Annotated in this window: 19 protein-coding genes; 11 read left to right on the plus strand and 8 right to left on the minus strand. The window is 72.1% G+C overall.

All coding sequences use genetic code 11. The annotated features are described in order from the left end of the window. Nucleotides 1-396: a hypothetical protein gene (locus tag IF29_RS0118010; RefSeq protein ID WP_157623803.1), complete on the plus strand. Its 396-nt coding sequence runs from the start codon at nt 1-3 to the stop codon at nt 394-396. Nucleotides 397-406: 10 nt separating this feature from the next. After that, on the plus strand, nt 407-994 hold the full coding sequence (locus tag IF29_RS0118015) for a YdeI/OmpD-associated family protein (RefSeq protein ID WP_030255756.1): 588 nt from the start codon (nt 407-409) through the stop codon (nt 992-994). Here IF29_RS0118015 and IF29_RS0118020 read toward each other — a convergent pair. Further along, a complete protein-coding gene (locus tag IF29_RS0118020; protein WP_051725460.1) occupies nt 938-1,549 on the minus strand; it encodes a PadR family transcriptional regulator in 612 nt (203 codons plus the stop codon). The genes IF29_RS0118015 and IF29_RS0118020 overlap by 57 nt on opposite strands. 96 nt (nt 1,550-1,645) lie before the next feature. Here IF29_RS0118020 and IF29_RS0118025 point away from each other — a divergent pair, with 96 nt between their 5' ends. Continuing rightward, nucleotides 1,646-2,089, plus strand: a complete 444-nt coding sequence (locus IF29_RS0118025; protein WP_030255760.1) for a nuclear transport factor 2 family protein — start codon at nt 1,646-1,648, stop codon at nt 2,087-2,089. Between the two features lie 62 nt (nt 2,090-2,151). Here IF29_RS0118025 and IF29_RS0118030 read toward each other — a convergent pair whose 3' ends face one another. Together IF29_RS0118030 and IF29_RS0118035 are read right to left on the minus strand one after the other, a co-directional pair. Further along, a complete protein-coding gene (locus IF29_RS0118030; RefSeq protein WP_332262547.1) occupies nt 2,152-2,490 on the minus strand; it encodes a hypothetical protein in 339 nt (112 codons plus the stop codon). A 183-nt stretch (nt 2,491-2,673) separates the two neighbouring features. Then, a complete protein-coding gene (locus IF29_RS0118035; protein WP_084714468.1) occupies nt 2,674-3,786 on the minus strand; it encodes an ROK family transcriptional regulator in 1,113 nt (370 codons plus the stop codon). A 71-nt stretch (nt 3,787-3,857) separates the two neighbouring features. Here IF29_RS0118035 and IF29_RS0118040 point away from each other — a divergent pair, with 71 nt between their 5' ends. After that, nucleotides 3,858-5,081 (plus strand): MFS transporter, encoded by a 1,224-nt coding sequence (locus IF29_RS0118040; RefSeq protein WP_030255768.1) that lies wholly within the window; start codon nt 3,858-3,860, stop codon nt 5,079-5,081. Nucleotides 5,082-5,126: 45 nt separating this feature from the next. On the opposite strand, the gene IF29_RS43675 is transcribed toward IF29_RS0118040, so the two are convergent. Beyond that, nucleotides 5,127-7,019: an FG-GAP-like repeat-containing protein gene (locus tag IF29_RS43675; RefSeq protein WP_084714471.1), complete on the minus strand. Its 1,893-nt coding sequence runs from the start codon at nt 7,017-7,019 to the stop codon at nt 5,127-5,129. A 173-nt stretch (nt 7,020-7,192) separates the two neighbouring features. Here IF29_RS43675 and IF29_RS0118050 point away from each other — a divergent pair, with 173 nt between their 5' ends. From IF29_RS0118050 to IF29_RS0118060, 3 genes are all read left to right on the plus strand, one after another. Further along, entirely contained in the window at nt 7,193-7,630 is a 438-nt protein-coding gene (locus IF29_RS0118050) for a helix-turn-helix domain-containing protein (protein ID WP_051725462.1), read from the plus strand. Then, the gene (locus IF29_RS0118055) at nt 7,617-8,192 is read left to right on the plus strand and encodes a hypothetical protein (RefSeq protein WP_030255778.1); all 576 of its coding nucleotides are present in this window, start codon (nt 7,617-7,619) and stop codon (nt 8,190-8,192) included. The genes IF29_RS0118050 and IF29_RS0118055 overlap by 14 nt, the downstream gene beginning before the upstream one ends. A gap of 193 nt (nt 8,193-8,385) precedes the next feature. Further along, nucleotides 8,386-8,739 carry a DUF2516 family protein gene (locus tag IF29_RS0118060; protein ID WP_030255780.1) on the plus strand — a complete coding sequence of 118 codons (354 nt, stop codon included), beginning with the start codon at nt 8,386-8,388 and terminating at the stop codon, nt 8,737-8,739. A gap of 42 nt (nt 8,740-8,781) precedes the next feature. Here the strand turns inward: IF29_RS0118060 and IF29_RS0118065 are convergent, their stop codons facing one another. Continuing rightward, nucleotides 8,782-10,095 carry a PP2C family protein-serine/threonine phosphatase gene (locus tag IF29_RS0118065; RefSeq protein WP_084714475.1) on the minus strand — a complete coding sequence of 438 codons (1,314 nt, stop codon included), beginning with the start codon at nt 10,093-10,095 and terminating at the stop codon, nt 8,782-8,784. Nucleotides 10,096-10,343: 248 nt separating this feature from the next. Between IF29_RS0118065 and IF29_RS0118070 the strand changes: the two genes are divergently transcribed. Next, complete coding sequence (locus tag IF29_RS0118070) at nt 10,344-10,880, plus strand: O-acetyl-ADP-ribose deacetylase (protein ID WP_030255785.1); 537 nt, start codon at nt 10,344-10,346, stop codon at nt 10,878-10,880. 162 nt (nt 10,881-11,042) lie between these two features. On the opposite strand, the gene IF29_RS0118075 is transcribed toward IF29_RS0118070, so the two are convergent. Next, complete coding sequence (locus IF29_RS0118075) at nt 11,043-11,909, minus strand: hypothetical protein (protein WP_030255902.1); 867 nt, start codon at nt 11,907-11,909, stop codon at nt 11,043-11,045. A 177-nt stretch (nt 11,910-12,086) separates the two neighbouring features. On the opposite strand from IF29_RS0118075, the gene IF29_RS0118080 reads away from it, so the two are divergent. Together IF29_RS0118080 and IF29_RS0118085 are read left to right on the plus strand one after the other, a co-directional pair. Further along, nucleotides 12,087-13,376: a glycosyltransferase gene (locus tag IF29_RS0118080; RefSeq protein ID WP_084714478.1), complete on the plus strand. Its 1,290-nt coding sequence runs from the start codon at nt 12,087-12,089 to the stop codon at nt 13,374-13,376. 9 nt (nt 13,377-13,385) lie between these two features. Further along, a complete protein-coding gene (locus IF29_RS0118085) occupies nt 13,386-13,910 on the plus strand; it encodes a type III secretion system chaperone family protein (protein ID WP_051725463.1) in 525 nt (174 codons plus the stop codon). A gap of 140 nt (nt 13,911-14,050) precedes the next feature. Here IF29_RS0118085 and IF29_RS0118090 read toward each other — a convergent pair whose 3' ends face one another. Beyond that, a complete protein-coding gene (locus IF29_RS0118090; protein WP_030255793.1) occupies nt 14,051-15,040 on the minus strand; it encodes an asparaginase in 990 nt (329 codons plus the stop codon). Between the two features lie 6 nt (nt 15,041-15,046). Beyond that, nucleotides 15,047-15,640 carry an RsiG family protein gene (locus tag IF29_RS0118095; protein WP_232242193.1) on the minus strand — a complete coding sequence of 198 codons (594 nt, stop codon included), beginning with the start codon at nt 15,638-15,640 and terminating at the stop codon, nt 15,047-15,049. Nucleotides 15,641-15,921: 281 nt separating this feature from the next. Between IF29_RS0118095 and dtd the strand changes: the two genes are divergently transcribed. After that, nucleotides 15,922-16,347 (plus strand): D-aminoacyl-tRNA deacylase, encoded by a 426-nt coding sequence (gene dtd, locus IF29_RS0118100; RefSeq protein WP_030255799.1) that lies wholly within the window; start codon nt 15,922-15,924, stop codon nt 16,345-16,347. Nucleotides 16,348-16,363 lie beyond the last annotated feature (16 nt).

Genomic DNA, 16,363 nt, shown 5'->3' on the forward strand with positions numbered 1-16,363 from the left:
GTGACTGACGCCGCTGCAGCAGACGCGTCCTCCGGGCCGCCGGACGACCGGGTCGCCTCCGTCTTGCGCTTCGCGACGGAGCTTGTCGCGTGGGTGGCCACGCCCTGGGCGCTGTCCGGTCGTTCGTGGCTGCTGGCCGCGTTGTCCGTGCTGGTGCTGATCGGCCTGCCGACGGTGTTCTCCACGCCCGGGGACAAGGCCAGGGTGATCGTCGCGGTCCCGGGCTGGGCCACCGTCCTGCTGGTGCTGCTGCAGCTGGCGGCGGCCGTGGTCTCCTCCTGGGTGGCCTGGCCGGCCTGGGCGGCGGTCGTGGTGAGCCTGCTGGCCGCAGCCACTCTGGTCACCGAGAGACGGCGCTGGCGCTGGCTGCTCGCTGCGGACCACCCCGCCGCATAGGGCCTGGCCCATGGATGAACTCGACGGGGTGGAGATCATCGCTTTTCCGGACGCCGGGGCGTTCGAGAGCTGGCTGACCGATCATCACCTGCGCCACGAGGGCGTATGGATCAAGGTGGCCAAGAAGAGTTCCGGCATCCCGACGGTCACCGACGACGAGCTGGTCGACGTCGGGCTCTGCTACGGCTGGGTCTCCGGGCAACGGCGGTCGTTCGACGGGCAGTACTACCTCCAGAAGTACGTGCCGCGTCGAGCGAAGAGCCTGTGGTCGCAGGTGAATGTCGACAAGGTGGCAGAGCTGGTGGCCGCAGGACGGATGCGGGAACCCGGGCTGGCCGAGGTCCGCAGGGCGCAGCAGGACGGGCGGTGGGCGGCGGCCTACGCATCGCAGAAGGCGGCGACGACACCGCCCGACCTGACGGCGGCGCTCGATGCGGATCCTGAGGCCAGGAGGGCATTCGAGGCGCTCGACAGGACCGGTCGCTACCAGCTGATCCTGCCGTTGCTCCAGGCGCTCACGCCGGAGACCAGGCAGGCGCGGCTACTCAGGGCCGTCCGGCTGCTGAGTGGCGACGGTGGTGCGGACGGCCGGGCGTGAGCCGGATCGCCGTTCCCGCAGGACCGTCACGGCACGCTCGCACCAGTCCCGGTTGCCCTGCTCGAAGGCCAGGCCGCGCAGGCAGGTGAGGTAGGGGCCGATCCGTTCGCCGTGGCGCAGGTACTCCTGCTCGCTGCGGTCACCGCGCATCTTCCGCAGCAGTTCGTCGAAGAGCCCGATCTTGGCCTCGGCGAACGCCGCCCGCTCGGTGAGCTGGGCGATCAGCGCCCCGGTGTCGACATGGTCGGCGCTCTGCACCTTCACCAGCAGGTCGTCGCGGATGAAGGAGGGCTTGGTGGCGGTCGCGGCGAACCGCTCCAGCTCGGCCAGTCCGGCCGCGGTCACCTGGAAGAGACGCTTGTTGGGCCGCGCCTCCTGGACCACCTCCCGGCCCGCGATCAGCCCGTCCTGCTCCAGCTTGGCCAACTCGGCGTAGAGCTGCTGCGGCAGCGCGTGCCAGAAGTTGGCCACGCCCATGTCGAACGCCTTGGTCAGCTGGTAACCGCTCAACTCCTCGTCCAGCAGTGCCGCCAGCACGGCGTGACGCAGCGCCATGGAACCACCTCTCCTGCATCGCCCCTGTTCACCGGTCCGTTCCCCATGGTAGTCATGAACAGGAATAGTCATATCCATGAGTATCTAGGAGGGCCCATGGCCACCACCGCCGCCACCGCGGACCGCTTCCGCAGCGCCGTCGACAGCCACGACCTGACCGCTCTCGAGGACCTGTTCACCGAGGACGTCCGGCTCTACAGCCCGGTCAAGTTCACGCCGTTCGAGGGCAGGCCGATGGTGCTGGGCCTGTTCCGGGTCCTGCTGCGCACCTTCGAGGACTTCCACTACGTCGGACGGTTCGACGGCGTCTCGGAGACCAGCAGCGACGGCGCCGAGGCCGCGTCGGCGATCCTGCTGTTCCGCGCCACCGTGAACGGCAAGCAGATCCACGGCATCGACCTGCTGCACTTCGACGAGCAGAACAGGATCAAGGAGATCACCGTGATGGTCCGCCCGCAGTCCGCCGTCCAGACCCTGGGCGAAGCAGTCCTCACCGGCCTGATCGCCGACGGCCTGGCACCCGCCCCGTCAGCCCGCTGACCGGCTGGTTCCTCCCCCCTGTCCGGGCACGCCCGGCTCGCAGAGCTCGACCCGGTTGGCGCTCAGGCCGAAGGGCTGGCCGCTTCCCACGGCACGACAACGATCTGGTCGTCATCCTCGTAGATGACTCTTCCGGGGGCCGAGGATTCGAGCCGCTCACAGGAGACTCCGTGCGCGGCCAGGAGTTCGAGATAACCGTTCACCCGGTCGATGACCTCCCCGGCCATCGCCTTGAACCAGGCTTCGGCCCCGGGGTTCAGGACGCGGTCATAGACCGTCGGGTCGACGGTGGAGGGGTTGGTGAAGTTGGCCTCGTACCAGTCGTTGCCCGACCGCCAGAACCGGTGTTCCTCCTCGCTCAACGCACCGGCTCGGCCAAGGCCGTTGGCCAGGGCGAACACACCGGGGAAGCGCCCCTTCGCATTGGGCTTCGTCCCCTGGAACCTCACGAAAAGCGTCTCTCCCACAGGACCCCCACTCGTCGCTTTGCCGCAGCGACGAAGGTTGGCAGACCCGAAGCGGCCGATGCAATGCGACGGGACGTCGGAAGAAGGACGACAGGAAGGGGGCTCGACGCGGCAGGGTCAGGTGGCCGGGCTGAAGACGCGGTCGCGGGTGAGGTCGAGGGCTGTCAGTACGGCGCCCTGGAGGACGGCGTTGTCCTCGACGGCGGTCGCGCGGACCTCGGTGGGTACGGGGGTGAGCCTGGAGAGGTGGTCCGCGACCCGGGCGGCCAGGGCTTCGCCGCCTGCACGGCCGACGTGGCCGCCGAGTACCACCAGGCCCGGATCCAGGACCCGGACCACGTCGGCCGCCCCGGCGGCGATCCGCTCGGCCAGCACCGCGTCCCCCAGGTCGGCCGCGGTCCGCGGGTTCACCGCGTAGCAGAAGTCGCCGCCGACGACCTGCAGCGTTCCGAACTCCCCGGCGCCGCCGGAGACCCCGCGCCGGACCCGCCCGCCGAGGACGACCGCTCCGCCGACCCCCTCGTCCAGCCAGAAGAGGACGAAGTCCTCCCGTCCCACGGCCGATCCGGTCCGAAGCTCGGCGACGGCGGCGAGATTGGTCTCGTTCTCCAGCAGCACCTCGGGGCGGACGCCGTCGACCGCGAGCCGCTCCGGGAGCCGGGGCAGCAGGTCGTCGCTCCATCCCGCGATCCCCGCGCAACTGCGCAGGTCGCTGGTGTGCGGGTGCACCAGCCCGGGAGCCCCCAGCACCACCGCGTGCAGCGGGCGGCCCCCGGCCGCCTCCGTCACCGTCCGGGCGATGTCCGCCGTCAGGTCGGGTCCTGACGGTCCCTCCGCCCGGCCGACCGTACGTCCGGTCAGGTCGGCGACGGTGACCTCGACCCCGCGGCGCCGGACGTCCACCCCGGCGACATGGGCCCGCCCGGCGACCAGCGCGTACAGCCGGGCGTTGGGACCGCGCCGCTCCTCGCCGGACTCACCGCCTGCTTCGACCAGGCCGGCCTCGCGCAGCCGTTCCACCAGGTCGGCGACGGTGGGGCGGGACAGTCCGGTGAGGTCGCGCAGTTGGGGGGCGGAGAGCGGTCCGTGCTCCAGCAGCAGGTCCAGGGCCAACCGGTCGTTGATCGCGCGGGCCATGGCCGGAGTCGCGGTCTTCGCCCCAGTCACAGTCTTCGCCGCGGTCACGGTCTTCGCGGAGGCAGGGGTGCGGCTGCTGGTGGGAACGCTCATGCGGCCATATTAGTCAGGGAACCTGCCTGTTGGCTCTTTTCATCAGGAAGCCTGCCTGATAATTTATCCCCGTGACCCGACACCTGACGCACCACCGCGCCATCGCCCTGGTCTTCGCCGTGCACGGGGCCGTGGCCGGAACCCTGACCACCTGCATCCCCTGGCTCAGCTCCCACTACCACCTCAGCCCCGGACTCCTGGGCATGGTGCTCTTCTGCCCGCCCGTCGGCGCCTTCGTGGCGATGCCGATGGCCAGCCGGCTCGCGCACCGCCTGGGCGGGCGGCGCACCGTCCGGCTGCTGATCGCCCTGTGGTGCGTGCTGCTGCCGCTGCCGGTACTGGCCCCCTCGCCGCCCTTCCTGTTCGGGGCGTTCCTGCTGTTCGGCGCCGGGGCCGGGATCAGCGACGTGGTGATGAACGCCCACGCCGTCTCAGTGGAACACCGGTTGGGACGCTCGATCATCAGCGGGCTGCACGGGCTCTGGTGCGTCGGCAGCCTGCTGGCGGGCGGCCTGGGCATCCTGGCGGCGCACTACCGCATCGGGGCACGGCCCCACCTGCTCGCCACCGCGGCCCTGCTGCTGGCCGTCGCGCTGGTCGCCGGACGGGGCCTGGCACCCGACGGCACGTCAGCGGCCGGCGCCCCGGCCCCGCGCCGCTTCTCACTGCCGACCAGGGCGATCCTGGGCATCGGCGTGGTGGGCTTCTTCGGCACCTTCACCGAGGGGGCCAGCACCAACTGGGCCGGGGTCTACGTCACCAAGGTGGCCGGCGCCGGCCCGGGGGGTGCCGCGCTGGCCTTCACCCTGTTCGCCTCCTGCATGGCCGCCACCCGTCTGCTCGGCGACCGCTTCGTCCGCCGGTTCGGCGCGGTGGCGGTGGTCCGCGCCGGCGGCGGCCTCGCCGCGGCCGGCGGCGCGGTGATGGTGTCGGCCCGCACCCCCTGGCTGTGCATGGTGGGGTTGGCAATGATCGGCATCGGCATCGCCGTGGTCGTCCCGCTGGTCTTCGCCGCGGCGGGCCGGACCGGCGCGTCGGCGGGCGAGGGGGTGGCCGGCGTCGCCACCATCACCTACCTGTCCGGCCTGATCGCACCGGCCGCGACCGGCTGGACCGCGGGCGCCTTCTCCTACCCGGCGGCGTTCGGACTGGTCACGGTGATGGCGGCGCTGATGGCCCTGCTCGCCGGCGCGCTGCGGCCACGCAGCGGCGCGGAGGCAGGCACGGGCGCGGGCGGCACCGTGGCGGCGAGGTCTGCGAACAGTGAGGCCCCGCCGGTCGCGGCCTGCCCCTGACGCAGCAGCAGCCATCGACGGCTGCTGCGTCAGGGGACCGAACGGCTAGAGCAGCGCGCACTGTTCGGTTCGCGGGCCGGTCACCGTGTTGGGCTTCCCCTCGTTGCCGGGCGGGGGCGTGTTGGCGGCGCAGTCCAAGGTGCCGCCGATCCGGTTTCCGACCAGGTCCACGCCGCCCTGGTCGGCCCGCAGCTCCACCGAGCCGGCGATCCGGTCGGCCGCGCAGCCGCTGCCGTCGGGGCCGCCGATCTGGACGAAGCCGCTGGAGCCGACGATCTGCAGCGAGCCGGCGACCGTGCTCGCGCAGACCGCGATCGGGCCGGCGTTCAGGGCGTTGACACTGCCGTTGACGGTCGAGTCGCCGACGAACAGGCCCGCACCGGGCTGGATCTGCACCGACCCGACGGTCGCGTCGACGAGGCAGGTGCTCGGGTCGGTGACCACCAGGGAGCCGGCCGAGCCGGTGATCGTGCGCGTGCAGTCGACGCGCTGCGTGAGGGTCTCCAGCGGACCTGGCAGGTAGCTGTCGTCGCCCGAGTACGCGGCGGTGACCGCGTGCGATCCGGGCAGCGGGCGCGGCCAGCCGAGCACCGCGCGGGCGCAGCCGGTGCCGCCGTCCGGGGCCAGAGCGGCGGTGCCGAGCACGGTGGCGCCGTCGGCGAAGGTCACCGTACCGGTCGGCGTGCGCCCGGCGCCGACCGGGCAGACCGTGTCGGTGAGGGTGAGCGGCCGGCCGAAGAGCGCGGGGTCGGCCGAGGAGGAGAGGGCGGTGGTCACCGACTTCTTCAGGGCGTTCAGCAGCACCGACACCACCCTGTCCGTCTGACCCACCACCGCGAGGTCGGGCCTGCCGTCCCCGTTGAGGTCGCCCGCCACCAGCTGCCACGAGTCCCGGTCGATCGGATAGGTCTGCCGGGGCCGGAAGGTGCCGTCGCCGTTGCCGAGCAGCACCGACACCGTGTCGTCCTTGTAGTCGGTCGCGGCCACGTCGGCCCGGCCGTCGCCGTCGAAGTCGGCCACCGCCACCGCCACCGGCTCGGTTCCGGTGGGGTGGGCGTGCTGCGGCTGGAAGGTCCCGTCGGCATTGCCGAGCAGCACCGACACCGAGTCGCCGTTGACGTCGGAGGTCACCAGGTCGGGCCGTCCGTCGCCGTTGAAGTCGGCCAGCGCGAGATCCGTCGGGTGCGAGTCCTGCCCGGCGAAGGAGTCGGTGGAGTAGCTGCGCTCGGGCTGGAAGGTGCCGTCGCCGTTGCCGAGCTGCACCAGCACCACGTTGGCGCCCTCGACGGTGAAGGCCAGGTCGGGGTGACCGTCCCCGTTGAAGTCGCCGACCACGATCCCGAACGTGTTGTCGTGGGTCGTGGAGACCTGGCCGGCCCGGAAGGTACCGTCGCCGTTGCCCAGCAGCACCGTGACGGTGTCGTCGTAGAAGGAGACCACTGCCAGATCGGTCCTGCCGTCCCCGTTGAAGTCGCCCACCCCGAGCCTGGTCGGCTCGGGGCTGCCCGCGGGGTCCCTGAACTGCGGCTGGAAGGTGCCGTCGCCGTTGCCCAGCAGGACCGAGAGCGTCCCGTCGCCGGAGTTGGTGACGGCCAGGTCGAGCCTGCCGTCACCGTTGAGGTCGACCGCCGTGACCGATTGCGGGTGGTTCCCGGTGGCGTACACCACCCGGGGCCGGAAGCTGCCGTCGGCATTGGCGAGCAGCACCGAGACGTTGTCCTCCGCCTGGTCGACGACCGCCAGGTCACCGCGGCCGTTCCCGGCGAGATCGGCTCTGGCGATCGCCGTGGGCTGCTTGCCGAGCCGGATGTCGACCTTCGGCGCGAAGAGGTCGGCGGCAGCGGCCGACCCGGGGAGCCCGACCACCGTGGCCACCGCGAGCAGCACGGCGGCCAGCACCCCGGCCCCGCTGCGCACTCCGGCTCTGCTTCTCGGCATCCGGACTCTCCTCTTCAAAGACGTGTCCGTCGCCCTGATGATCGGTCAGCGAACGGCAGGACCCGCGGAAGGACACCCTGAGTCACTGGATCGAGTGATGCGGTGGGCGACATGGGTCACAGTTGCAAGCGATGTGCTTGCAATAGTTAGCACCAGAGGTGCATGGTGGAGGCATGGCCTCACTGAACGTCGGCTCGCTCGGCGAGTACATCCGTGAGCAGCGGCGGCATGCGCAGTACTCACTGCGTCAGCTCGCCGACGCCGCCGGGGTGTCCAATCCGTATCTCAGCCAGATCGAGCGCGGGTTGAGGAAGCCGAGTGCGGAGATCCTGCAGCAGATCGCCAAGGCGCTGCGGATCTCGGCGGAGACGCTGTACGTGCAGGCGGGGATCCTCGACGAGCGCGAGGAGGCCGGCCTGGAACTCCGGGCGGCGATCTTCGCGGACTCACTGATCAACGAGCGGCAGAAGCAGGTGCTGCTCGCCGTCTACGACTCCTTCCTCAAGGAGAACGCCCACGAGGGCGAGACCGGCGAGGCGGAGGCGGGGACACCTGCCGGCAGGACCCACGAAGATCCCGACCAGGGGAGGAACTCCCATGCCCATCACTGACGATCTGCGCAAGACCCTTTCGGACCCCACGCCGCTGTACGCGCTCGCGGGCGCCGGCGACCTCGCGGTGGAGAAGCTGCGCGAGGTGCCCGAGAAGGCGGCCACCCTCGCCGCCACCGACCGCAAGGTCGTGCAGGAGCAGGCCGCGACCCGGCTGAAGGAGGCCCAGGCGCGGCTGACCGAGGCCCAGGCCAAGGTGAGCGAGACGGTGTCCAGCCTGCCCGGTGACTTCAAGTCGCTGCAGGAGAAGGCCCAGGACCTGGCGCTGCAGTCGGTCGGCCGGGCCGCCGAGCTGGCCGTCAAGGCCCGCGAGGTCTACGACGAGCTGGCCGAGCGCGGCAAGGTCGTGGTGGACCGCCAGCGCAAGGAGACCGCGGACGAGCTCGTCGGCATCGCCGGCAAGGCCGAGTCCAAGGCCGACGCCTTCGCGGCCGAGGTCGACCAGGTCGCCGCGACCGCCGCCGACAAGGCCACCGATGTCGCCGCTGCGGTCGAGCCGGAGGCCCCGGCCAAGCCGGCCGCCAAGCGCACCACGCCGCGGAAGAGCACGCCCAAGTCCTGATCGGGACCAGGACCGGGCCTGATCGAGGCCTGAACAGGCGGTCAGCAGGGAAGGAAGGGACGCGTCGGGCACCTCCGGCGCGTTCCTTTCGTTCAATCCAGCGGGGGCAGCCCCGTGGGACGATGTGCCGCAGAATCCGGCAGGACTGTGCGGGGCCTAAGGAGATGTGATGGTCGAGCAGCTGGCTGGCGGCATCCTGGTTGACTGGTTCAGCAATGTGCTGGGGTGGCTGATGCTCGCCCTGCTCGCGTTCAAGGTGTTCGTCTTCATCGACGCCGCGTTCCGGCGCGAGGACGCCTACCGGGCCGTGGACAAGCAGACCAAGCCGTTCTGGCTGATCGTGCTGGGCCTGGCGGTGGCGGTGAGCATCTTCTCGGTGCCCGGCCTGGGTCAGATGCTGAGCCTGATCGGCCTGGTGGCGGCGATCGTCTACATGGTGGACGTGCGCCCCCGGATCCGGGCGATCTCGCCACAGCGGCGCGGCAAGGGCCGCCTGGGCGGCAAGAAGGACGACCGGAGCAACATGGGGCCGTACGGACCCTGGTGACCCCCGCGGTCCCCTGCCGGCGCCGGGGGCCGGGCGTAGGACTTACACGTAGGTGACCGGCGCGCTGCCGCTGCGGGTGAGCAGCAGCACGGCGACGTCGTCGGCGAGCGCGCCGCCGTTGAGGTCCTCGACCTCGGACATGGCCGTGTCGATCAGCAGTTCGTCGCGCAGACCGCTCTCCTGATGGTCGCCGATCATGGCGATCAGCCCCTCCTGGCCGAGTCGGCGCGTGCCCGCCCCTATCCGGCCCTCGATCAGGCCGTCGGTGTAGAGCATCAGCCCCCACTCCGCGCCCAGCCTGACCTTGCGCGGCGGCCACTGCTCCTCCCCGGTGTCGCCGAGCATCGGCAGCAGGCCCAGGGCCGGGCCGCCGAAGTCGTAGGGCAGCAGCTCGGGATCGCGGTCCTCGCGCAGCAGCAGCGGCGCGGGGTGGCCGGCGAGGTGCAGTTCGGCGTACTCGCTCTCGGGCTCGATGGCGAGCATGCAGAGGGTCGCGAAGATCTCCTCGCTGCGGCGCTCGTGCTCCAGCACCCGCTGCAGCGTGCCGAGCAGGGCCTCGCCCTGGAGCCCGGCGAAGACCAGGGTGCGCCAGGCGATCCGCAGCGCCACGCCGAGCGCGGCCTCGTCCGGACCGTGGCCGCAGACGTCGCCGATGACGACATGGACGGTGCCGTCGGCGGTGCGCACGGCGTCGTAGAAGTCGCCGCCGAGCAGCGCGCGGCGGCGGCCGGGGCGGTAGCGGGCGTGGAAGGCCAGGCCCGAGCCCTCCAGCAGCGGGGTGGGCAGCAGGTGCCGCTGCAGGCGGGCGTTCTCCTGTCCGCGCAGCTCGGCCTCGACCAGCCTGCGCTGGGACTCGTCGGCCCGCTTGCGTTCCACGGCGTAGCGGACCGCGCGGGTCAGCAGCCGGCCGTCGATCTCCTGCTTGACCAGGAAGTCCTGGGCGCCGGCCGCGACCGCGGCGGCGCCGAGGTGCACGTCGGCGGTGCTGGTGACGGCGAGCACGGCGGTGCGGGGCGCGCGGCGCAGCAGTCGGCGCAGGCCGTCCAGACCGCCGCTGTCCGGGAGTTCCAGGTCGAGCAGGACGCAGGCGGTGTCGGCGTTGAGCATGGCCGTGCCGGCGTCCAGGGTTCGGGCCCAGCGCAGCTCCACCTCCGGGCCGACCTCGGCGAGCAGGTTGTGGAACGCCTCGGCGTCCTGCGGGCTGTCGTCGATGAGCAGCACGGAGAGGGCGCCACCGGCCGGGGTGACCGCGGGAGGGGCCGGCGCGGCGGAGACCGTGGCAGGGCGCGGGCGCGGTATCGGCCGCGGACTGGCCATGCTCGACTGCGGGTCGTGCGCGCGTTCGATCGCGGGCATCAGCGATACCTCCCTCTCCCTGGCTGTGCAACGGTTGACCGGCGGACGCAGTGCCCATAAGACACCACGAACCTGCTCTGTTCCCGTGACCCTAACGTGATCTCCACAGGCCCTCCGCACACCGGGCCGCACAGCTGCCGAAGTGACCTGCGGTACCCGTGGCCTGCGACGGGACGCCCGGGGCGACGAATAACCCGCTGCCCGCACCGGAACTGGAGCGATAGCGTGCGACCGATCGAAGGGAGTGCGTGATGGAGATCACGTCGGTTCAGGGTGATATCACCGAGCAGGCGGTGGACGCGGTGGTGAACGCCGCCAACAGCTCGCTGCTGGGTGGCGGTGGGGTCGACGGCGCCATTCACCGGAAGGGCGGGCCTGAGATTCTGGCTGCCTGTCGGGCGCTGCGGGCCTCGCACTACGGCAAGGGGCTGGCGACCGGCAGGGCGGTGGCGACGACGGCCGGGCGGCTGCCTGCGCGCTGGGTGATCCACACGGTCGGCCCCCGGTATGCGGCGGGCGAACCCGGCCGGGCCGAACTGCTGGCCTCCTGCTACCGCGAATCGCTGCGCGTCGCGGACGAGTTGGGGGCACGGACGGTGGCCGTGCCGGCCGTGTCGACCGGCATCTACGGCTGGCCGGTACGCGATGCCGCGAGGATCGCGCTGCGGACGGTGCAGGAGGTGGCACTGGGGACGGAGAGTCAGGTGGTCGAGGTGCGGTTCGTGCTGTTCGGGGGCGAGGCGTTCGAGGTGTTCGAGTCCGTGCGCCGGGAGTTGGGCCTGTGATGCACGGGACCGGGCTTGGGGCATGGGTCCATGGTGGACTGAGGGGGCGTCAACACGCCATAAGTATTCGATAACTCGTTCGAGTGAAAGTGGTTCGTATCGCCTGCTAGTCCGGCCGGACCACCCCCAGAATGGTCATCGAACCGGCCGCCGCCCGCACGGTCAGGCCGGAGCCGGTGCGACCGCGTCCCAACGGACCGTCAACTCCCCCAGCCGCCACCGGCGCCGGCCGCCGACCAGCGGCCAGTCGGCGGACACCGTGCGGGCGGTCGCGATCCAGCGCTGCCGGGCGCCGAAGTCCGCGTACGGCGCCGCCGCGGCCCAGGCCCGGTCCAGGTCGCGGAGGAAGGCGTGCACCGGCTCGCCCGGGACATTGCGGTGGATCAGCGCCTTGGGCAGCCGTTCGGCCAGGTCGGACGGGCGCTCCAGGCCGCCGAGGCGGGCCGCGAGGGTCAGCGTCCGGGGGCCCTCGCGGTCCAGGGCCACCCAGACGTGGCGGCGGCCGATCTCGTCGCAGGTGCCCTCGACCAGCAGTCCGCCCGGCGCCAGCCGGGCCCGGAGCAGCGCCCAAGCCTCCGCCACCTGGGCCTCCTCGTACTGGCGCAGCACGTTCGCGGCCCGGATCAGCAGCGCGCCCCCGGCCCCCGGAGCCCGGCCCGGGCCGCCCGCACCCTCCTGGCCGTCCAGGCCGTCCAGCGGGACCTCGAAGCCGCCGCGCCGGAAGGTCAGCTCCGGAGGCCTCGCATAGCGCTGGGCGACGGCGACCCGCTCCGGTTCGATCTCGATGCCGACCACCCGCACGTCCGCCCGGACCGCCGCCAGGCGGCTGCGCAGTTCCACGGCTGTCCACGGAGCCGCGCCGTAGCCGAGGTCGACCGCGACCGGGGGCGGGTCCGCGGCCCGGAGCGCCGGGGTGAGTTCCGCCACGATCCAGCGGTCCATACGACGCAGCCGATTGGGATTGGTGGTACCTCGTGTCACCGCCCCCACCGGACGCGCGGCCCGGCCGCCCGCTGTACGTACACGCATGTCAGGCAGCCTACGCGGCCCCGCTCCGGCGATACCACGGCTGTTCAGGGCAGATGGCCCCGGAAAAGGGGGAATCACCGGGCGCGGGATTCTGTTCCCCCACTGTTGACGGGTCGCGGTGCGGCCGGAGCCGGAGCGAAAGGACGAGCGGTGACCCTGCGCCCTGCCCGCGTGGCAATGCTGAGCGTGCACACCTCCCCGCTGCACCAGCCGGGAACGGGTGACGCGGGGGGTATGAACGTCTACATCGTCGAGCTCTCCAAGCGGCTGGCCGCCCTGGGCGTCGAGGTGGAGATCTTCACCCGGGCCACCGCGTCCGACCTGCCGCCCACCGTGGAGCTGGCCCCGGGCGTGCTGGTCCGGCACGTCACCGCGGGCCCCTTCGAGGGGCTGCTGAAGGAGGACCTGCCCGCGCAGCTCTGCGCCTTCACCCACGGCGTGCTCCGCGCCGAGGCGGGCTTCCGGCCCGGCTACTACGACCTGGTGCACTCCCACTACTGGCTCTCCGGCCAGGTCGGCTGGCTGGCGGCGGAGCGCTGGGGCGTGCCGCTGGTGCACACCATGCACACCATGGCCAAGGTCAAGAACGCCGCTCTCGCCGTCGGCGACACCCCCGAGCCCACCGCCAGGATCATCGGCGAGAGCCAGGTCGTGGAGGCCGCCGACCGCCTCATCGCCAACACCACCGAGGAGGCGCACGAGCTGGCCGAGCACTACGGTGCCCGGGCCGACCAGCTCTCCGTGGTGCACCCCGGGGTGAACCTGGAGGTCTTCCGGCCGGCCACGGCCACACCGGTCGGCACGGTCGGCGACGCGGTGGACCATAGCGGGCCCCGCGCGATGACGGCCGCCCGCGCGGAGATCCGGGCCCGGCTGGGCCTGCCGGTGGACGCGACGGTGCTGCTCTTCGCCGGTCGGATACAGCCGCTCAAGGCCCCCGACGTGCTGCTGAGGGCGGTCGCCGAACTGCTGGAGCGGGATCCCTCACTGCGTGACCGGCTGGTGGTCCCGGTCGTCGGCGGACCCAGCGGCAGCGGGCTGGCCCGTCCCGAGAGCCTGCACAAGCTAGCCGCCCAGCTGGGCATATCCGATGTGGTCCGGTTCCACCCCCCGGTCTGCCAGTCCGAGCTCGCCGACTGGTACCGCGCCGCCAGCGCCCTGGTGATGCCCTCCTACAGCGAGTCCTTCGGACTGGTCGCCCTGGAGGCCCAGGCCTGCGGCACTCCCGTGGTCGCCGCCTCGGTCGGCGGCCTGCCGGTGGCCGTCCGCGACGGCGAGACCGGCTTCCTGGTGCAGGGGCACGACCCCCGCGAATGGGCCCACACGCTGCACCATCTGGTCGACGCCCCGGACCTGGGCCTGCGGATGGGCGCGGCCGCGGCCTGCCACGCCGGCAACTTCGGCTGGACCGGCGCGGCGGCGGAGACCATCGAGGTGTACCGCGAGGCGCTGGGTACCGCGCGGTAACGTCAGGGCATGGACGTCGAGGACGAGGACAGTGCCCGCGCGCGGGCACTGTCGGTACTGCGGTCGGCACTGGACGACGCCGGGGTGGCCTGGGAACAGCCCTCCGGCGATCCGTACACCTGCGTGGCGACCCTGCCGGGCACCCGCAAGCTCTCCACCACCTGCTCGCTGCGGGTCGGCGAGCACACCCTCAGCATCAACGCCTTCGTGGTCCGCCACCCCGACGAGAACCACGAGGCGTTCTACCGCTGGCTGCTGGAGCGCAACACCCGGCTGTACGGGATCGCCTACGCGATCGACCGACTCGGCGACGTCTACCTGGCCGGCCGGCTGCCGCTGGCGGCGGTGACGCCGGAGGAGGTGGACCGGCTCCTGGGCGCGGTGCTGAGCAGCGCGGACGAGCCCTTCAACACCCTGCTGGAGCTGGGGTTCGCCACGGCGATCCGGCGCGAGTGGGAGTGGCGCACGAAGCGGGGGGAGTCCACCCGCAATCTGGAGGCGTTCACCCGGCTGACCGGCGGCGACGGGGCCTGACGGGCTTTCGGGTGCGAGATGTGCATGGCTTGTCGCGCAGTTCCCCGCGCCCCTGAGGTGCTGCAACTGAGCCAGTTGCAATCGTCAGGGGCGCGGGGAACTGCGCGATCAACCAGGCACCTCCCGCAGCCGAAGAACCCTCAGAACGCCGCGCGCACCTCGCCGACCGGGTGGCCGCCGCCGTAGAGCGGGGCGGAGGCGATGCGGCCGAGGGCGTCGCCGGCGGCGGTGACGCCCATCCGGCGGAGCGCCGCGGCCAGGACCGGTCCGACGGCCCGGTAGCCGCCGTCCTCGATCTTGAAGGCCAATGCGCGGCCGTCGTCCAGGGCCACCGCCTGGACCGCCTCGGCGCCCATCTTGGCCACCGCCCCGGGGATCCCGCGCATCAGCCAGGTGTCGATCCGGCGGGTGCCCGCCACGTACTCCGGGTGGGCCCGCATCGCGTCGGCGACCCGCCGCTCGGGGGTGCCCGGGTCGGCCAGGGCGATGGCCCGGAACGCGCGGGCCAGACCGGTGAGGCTGACCGCCATCAGCGGCGCACCGCAGCCGTCGGTGCCTATCGCGGAGACCTGCTCACCGCTCAGCTGCTGCACCGTGGCCAGCGCCTGCTGCTGCACCGGGTGCTCCAGCTCCAGGTAGGAGCCGGTGTCCCAGCCGTTGGCCACGCAGGTCGCCAGCATCGCGGCGTGCTTGCCCGAGCAGTCCATCAGGATCGGCTCGGGGTGGCCGCCGCAGCGGATCCAGGCCTCCGACTCGACCGGGTCCAGCGGCAGCGAGGGCGGGGTCTGCAGTGCCTGCTCGGTCAGCCCGGCCCCGGCCAGGATCTTGCGGACACCGTCCAGGTGAAACGTTTCTGCGGAGTGGCTGGCCGCCGCCAGGGCCAGCAGTTCACCGTCGAGGTGGAGTCCGGTGTGCAGGATCGCCGCCGCCTGCATCGGCTTGTTGCTGGAGCGCGGGAAGACCGGCAGCTCCGGAACGCCCAGGACGAAGTCGACCGAGCCGTCGGCGGCCAGGACCACCAGGGAGCCGCGGTGCCGGCCCTCGATGAATCCCGAGCGGACCACCTCGGCGAGCACCGCCGAGTCGGGGACGGGGGGCTGCGGTACGACCGGGGTGGCCTGGGTGTTCATGGTGGTTCAGCCTCCGGAGAGCAGATCGTCGACGCGCGCTTCCCCCTCACGGTACCTGCGGGTGATCTCCGCGCTGCAACCGTCCACCGTCCGCTGCAGCCCCTGCCTGCGCCCCGAGAGCATCCGCTCATGGGCGGTGAGCCTGATGCAGGCCGCCTGGAGCGCCACGTCCGACTGGGACTCCAGGTCGGCGAGGGCCACGTCGTCCATCAGTTCGTCGGCGAGGGCCTGGAACTCCTCGCTGCGCGGGGTGTTCAGGGTGAGGTGCCGGGCCGAGTTGCGGACCTGGGAGGGCACGTCGGTGAGGATCGCGGCCAGTTGCTCCAGAAGGGTGTTCGCGGCCGCGGTCCGCCCGCTGCGGCGGGTGAGCTCGGCGCGCAGGATGTCCACTCGGCCGTGCAGCAGCCGGCGGAGGTAGGAGAGGTCGGCCTCGTCCTCCTGGGCCTGGCGCCGCAGCGTCCGCAGTTCCTCGATGCCGAGGCGGCCGAGCGCGTCCGCTCCCACGGGTACGGCCGGTGCCCCGGGTACGGCGGTCCCCCGCCCCCGCGCCGGGATGCGATCCGTCCCCGTGTCGTACCTGTCGCCCACCACACTCGCCATCCCGAAATCGTCCGTCCCGCGCCGCACACTCAGTCGTCGCACACTCAGCCGCCGCACCATCAGCCCGTACGTTCAGTTCGCATGCTCCCACTCCCTACCTGCCCAGCGCAGGCGAGCTGCACCCAATCGGCCGCAACGGACCCCCTGGCGAATTCGGGTGGCTCATACGACCGGTGCATATTCCCTGCGCAACGCCCTGCGGGCGGTCGGCGAGGGGGCGTGCGGACGATCCGTGCAAGCCCCCTGGTCGGAGCAGCCGGGGACTGCACCAGAATGGGGCCATGCGTGCTGTGGCTCAGGTCGTGACCGAAGCGAAGGTGACCGTCGAGGGGGAGGTGGTGGGCTCCATCCTCGGCCCGGGGCTCTGCGTCCTGGTCGGGGTCACCCATGAGGACACCGCAGAGCAGGCGGCGCTGCTCGCCCGCAAGCTCTGGTCCCTTCGGGTGTTGGAGGGCGAGAAGTCCTGCTCCGACCTGGACGCACCGCTGCTGGTGATCAGTCAGTTCACCCTCTACGGCGACGCCCGCAAGGGCCGCCGCCCCACCTGGAACGCCGCCGCGCCGGGGCCGGTCGCCGAGCCGCTGGTGGACGAGGTCGTCGCGCAGTTGCGGGCGCTGGGCGCGACCGTGGAGACCGGCCGCTTCGGCGCGGACATGAAGGTCTCGCTGGTGAACGACGGCCCGTTCACGGTGCTGCTGGAGTTCTGAGCCGCCGTCGGAGGCC

Origin of the sequence: Streptacidiphilus jeojiense (genome assembly GCF_000719095.1) — a bacterium.
Classification (GTDB): Bacteria; Actinomycetota; Actinomycetes; order Streptomycetales; family Streptomycetaceae; genus Streptacidiphilus; species Streptacidiphilus jeojiensis.

Bases quoted from the DNA above. Each gene is read 5' to 3' on its own strand.
- IF29_RS0118085 (WP_051725463.1), top strand. From the start codon at position 13,386: ATGGACGTCGAGGACGAGGACAGTGCCCGCGCGCGGGCACTGTCGGTA.
- IF29_RS0118035 (WP_084714468.1), bottom strand. From the start codon at position 3,786: ATGAGCGTTCCCACCAGCAGCCGCACCCCTGCCTCCGCGAAGACCGTG.
- IF29_RS0118075 (WP_030255902.1), bottom strand. From the start codon at position 11,909: ATGCGTGTACGTACAGCGGGCGGCCGGGCCGCGCGTCCGGTGGGGGCG.
- IF29_RS0118090 (WP_030255793.1), bottom strand. From the start codon at position 15,040: ATGAACACCCAGGCCACCCCGGTCGTACCGCAGCCCCCCGTCCCCGAC.
- IF29_RS0118055 (WP_030255778.1), top strand. From the start codon at position 7,617: ATGCCCATCACTGACGATCTGCGCAAGACCCTTTCGGACCCCACGCCG.
- IF29_RS43675 (WP_084714471.1), bottom strand. From the start codon at position 7,019: ATGCCGAGAAGCAGAGCCGGAGTGCGCAGCGGGGCCGGGGTGCTGGCC.
- IF29_RS0118015 (WP_030255756.1), top strand. From the start codon at position 407: ATGGATGAACTCGACGGGGTGGAGATCATCGCTTTTCCGGACGCCGGG.
- IF29_RS0118080 (WP_084714478.1), top strand. From the start codon at position 12,087: ATGCTGAGCGTGCACACCTCCCCGCTGCACCAGCCGGGAACGGGTGAC.
- IF29_RS0118065 (WP_084714475.1), bottom strand. From the start codon at position 10,095: ATGCCCGCGATCGAACGCGCGCACGACCCGCAGTCGAGCATGGCCAGT.
- IF29_RS0118095 (WP_232242193.1), bottom strand. From the start codon at position 15,640: ATGGCGAGTGTGGTGGGCGACAGGTACGACACGGGGACGGATCGCATC.
- dtd (WP_030255799.1), top strand. From the start codon at position 15,922: ATGCGTGCTGTGGCTCAGGTCGTGACCGAAGCGAAGGTGACCGTCGAG.
- IF29_RS0118025 (WP_030255760.1), top strand. From the start codon at position 1,646: ATGGCCACCACCGCCGCCACCGCGGACCGCTTCCGCAGCGCCGTCGAC.
- IF29_RS0118020 (WP_051725460.1), bottom strand. From the start codon at position 1,549: ATGGCGCTGCGTCACGCCGTGCTGGCGGCACTGCTGGACGAGGAGTTG.
- IF29_RS0118050 (WP_051725462.1), top strand. From the start codon at position 7,193: ATGGCCTCACTGAACGTCGGCTCGCTCGGCGAGTACATCCGTGAGCAG.